A 443-nucleotide genomic window follows, 5' to 3' on the forward strand; every position below is an offset into this window, starting at 1 on the left:
TACATCCGCTATAAGTATGCTCCCAAGAATAAAGAAGGAGTGATCATCGGGGAACTTCCTGAGCGGGTGATTGAAAAAGGAATCCCGGGAGCCGGACTCCTGGCTTCGATTTTAGTAGATAAGTACCAGGATCACCTTCCGCTTTACCGGCAGTTACAACGCTTTAAACGAGCAGAGATCCCTATAGCATCTTCCACCCTGGAAGGCTGGACCAGGCAAAGCCTTAAAATCATTGATATCCTTTATCAGCACCTGCTCGAGGATATTCGCTCCAAAGGTTACCTGCAAAGTGATGAAACACCCATAAAGGTTATGGATCCTGCTAAAAAAGGAAAAACACATCAAGGTTATTATTGGGTACATCATTGTCCCATAGATGGTACCGTACTCTTTGATTATCAGCCCGGGCGTAGCCGTGAGGCTGCCGATCATGTATTGGCCGG

General features: G+C 46.7%; 1 protein-coding gene. It reads left to right on the forward strand.

Translation table 11 applies throughout. The features are described 5' to 3' along the window. Positions 1-443, forward strand: a 443-nt coding sequence (locus LB467_RS18745; protein WP_224475672.1) for an IS66 family transposase, incomplete at both ends; no start/stop codon positions are given.

The organism is Salegentibacter tibetensis (assembly GCF_020164485.1).
Taxonomy (GTDB): domain Bacteria; phylum Bacteroidota; class Bacteroidia; order Flavobacteriales; family Flavobacteriaceae; genus Salegentibacter; species Salegentibacter tibetensis.